The sequence below is a fragment of the Streptomyces sp. T028 genome (assembly GCF_048159505.1).
In the GTDB taxonomy this organism is placed as follows: domain Bacteria; phylum Actinomycetota; class Actinomycetes; order Streptomycetales; family Streptomycetaceae; genus Streptomyces.
Genome location: NZ_JBLRVZ010000132.1, coordinates 1 through 2,838, shown reverse-complemented (window position 1 = coordinate 2,838; position 2,838 = coordinate 1). Strand labels below are relative to the sequence as shown.

Genomic DNA, 2,838 nt, shown 5'->3' with positions numbered 1-2,838 from the left:
CGCCACCACCAAACCCTCCACCGCAGTCCCCAACAACCCACACACCAACCCCGCATCCCCCGGCTCCACCACATCAACCGTCACCCCGAACCCCACCCCCAGATCATCAACCGCCACAGCCAAGGGATAGTTCGTCCGCTCCAGGGTGAGAAGCGCCCTCATTCCGGCCAGTCCGCCGGTCGTGCCGCCACTCCTGTGGCCGGTCGGCCGATGAGCGTGACGGTAGTTGAAGAGCGAGGTGAACAGCGGGGCCGGCGGTTGGACACCGCTGGCTTGCTGTGCCAGGGCCAAAGGTGCGTGTTCATGCGTCAACAGGCCGGCCAGCTGGGACTGCATCGCTCTGACCGCACCGATCACATCATGAGCCGCGGTGTCCACGCGGACAGGCAGTGTGTTCATGAACGGCCCCGGGACCCGCTCCGCTCCCCGCCCGGCGTTCATCCGGCCGAGGAGTACGGTCCCGAACACCACGTCCGTCTGCCCGGACACACTCGCCAACACCTGCGCCCACGCCACATGGAACAACGTCGCCGGACTCACCCCCAGCCCACGCGCCCGCTCCCGCACCCGCCCCGCCAGGCCGTCCGGAAGGGTCACCCGCGCCCGACGCGCACGGGTGCCGTCGCCATGAGCGTCGGACAGACCGAACGGCAGCGTCGGCTCCGTGACATCCCCGAGCAGACCGGCGAAGTACTCCTCGTGCTCCTGACGGGACACCCCCAGCCGGGCCTGCGCCACGAAGTCACGGAACGGCAGCGGAACCGGCAACTCGTCCCCACGCCCCGCCATCAACGTCGCGACCTCACCCAACACCACATCCAGCGCCGTGTGATCCTGCAACAGGTGATGGATCTGCACCAACGCCAACCACCGGCCGCCGCCCGGCTCCGCCGCCACGTGCACCCGCACCAGCGGCGCCCGCCGTACGTCCATCCACTCGCCCACCGCCGACAGCAACTCGGCGGCCGCATCCCCGTTTCCGGGAAGCGTCACTTCGATCACCGGTACGACCGCGCGGCGCCACACCACCTGCACCGGCTCCGGCAGCCCCTCCCACACCAGAGCCGTGCGATAGATGTCATGCCGGTCCACCACCCGCTGCAACGCCGCCACGAACGCATCCAGCCGCTCACGACCGTCGAAAGCCACCACCGTCGGCACGAGGTACACGTCTGCCTCGCCGGGCTCGGCGAGCAGGTGGTGGAAGAAGATGCCCTCCTGCAACGGGGCCAGCGGATACACGTCCGCCACGTTCGCCGCCCCGCCCTCCACCGACCCACACACCAACTCCACCTGCTCCGCCGTCAGTTCCACGAGCGGCAGCATCTCCGGCGTGATCACCTCCGCACCCTCCGGAATACCGTTCGGCGGCACCTCCACCACACCACCGCCCTCACCCGCCGCAGCCAACCCCGCCGGAGTGGGCACCTCGAACAACACCCGCACCGAAACCCCCAACCCCCACTCACGCAACCGCTGCACCAACGACACCGCCAACAGCGAATGCCCACCCAACTCGAAGAAGTTGTCCTCCACCCCCACCCGCTCCACACCCAACACCTCGGCGAACACCTGACACACGACCTCTTCCGCCACCGTGGCGGGACCGCGCCCATCGCCGGACACCGCATACTCCGGCACCGGCAGCGCCGCCCGGTCCACCTTCCCGTTCACCGACAACGGCAGCCCGTCCAGGACCATCAACGCGGAAGGAACCATGTACTCCGGCAGCCGCCGACCCACATGCGCACGCAACTCACCAGGCAGGTCATCGTCCACGCCGCGCTCACCGTCGGGAACGACATAGGCCACCAGACGCCTGTCACCGGGGACGTCCTCCCGGGCGATCACCACCGCCTGCGTCACCCCCGGATGCGCCACCAGGGCGTCCTCGACCTCACCAAGCTCGATCCGGAAGCCACGCACCTTCACCTGACCATCCGCCCGCCCCACGAACACCAACTGCCCCTCCGGGGTCCACCGGACCAGATCCCCCGTCCGGTACATCCGCTCACCGGCGGCACCGAACGGACAGGCCACGAACCGCTCCGCCGTCAGCCCCGCACGACCGTGATACCCCCGGGCCAGATTGGTCCCCGCGATATACAGCTCCCCCGCCACCCCAGGCGCCACGGGCTGCAAGAACCGGTCGAGGACGTAGACGCGGGTATTGGCGATGGGCCGGCCGATCGGAACACTCCCACTCCGCTCATCCGGACCGGCGTGCCAGGAAGTCGTGTCGACGGTGGCCTCGGTGGGCCCGTACAGGTTGTGCAGCCGCGCCCCCAGCAACCCGGTGACCCGCTCATACAGACCGCTCGTCAGCATCTCACCCCCGCAGAGCACCATCCGCAGGCTTCCGCAGTCGGCTGCCCCGGGCTCGGCCGCGAACGCCGTCAGCGCGGAAGGAACGAAGTGCGCGACGGTGACCTGCTCACGCCGGATCAGATCCGCCAGATATGCCGGATCGCGATGCTCTCCGGGCGCGGCGACCACCAATGCCGCCCCGGCCACCAGCGGCCACCACAGCTCCCACACCGACGCGTCGAACCCGAACGGCGTCTTGTGCAGCACCCGGTCCCGCGGCTCCAGATCGAACTCCCGCCGCGCCCACATCAGGTGGTTGGCCAGTGCGCCGTGCGTGACCACGACACCCTTCGGCCGCCCCGTCGACCCCGACGTGAACATCACATACGCCGCCTGCCCCGGCTCCGGCACCACCTCCGCCACCAACCCCACCGACCCCACCGACCCCACCGACCCCACCGACCCGTCGGCCACCTCCCCACCAACCACCACCACCTCAAACCCACCCGGCACCCTGTCAACCAACCCCCC

Annotated in this window: 1 protein-coding gene and 1 pseudogene; one reads left to right on the top strand and one right to left on the bottom strand. The window is 69.5% G+C overall.

What is annotated here, in order from left to right; translation table 11 throughout:
• Positions 1-2,688 (bottom strand): amino acid adenylation domain-containing protein (locus tag ACLZN2_RS50890; protein ID WP_416987086.1); only part of this gene is annotated, 2,688 nt, incomplete at its 3' end.
• On the opposite strand from ACLZN2_RS50890, the pseudogene ACLZN2_RS50885 reads away from it, so the two are divergent.
• A pseudogene (locus ACLZN2_RS50885) lies at positions 2,642-2,838 on the top strand (hypothetical protein); the annotation flags it as partial. The gene ACLZN2_RS50890 and the pseudogene ACLZN2_RS50885 overlap by 47 nt on opposite strands.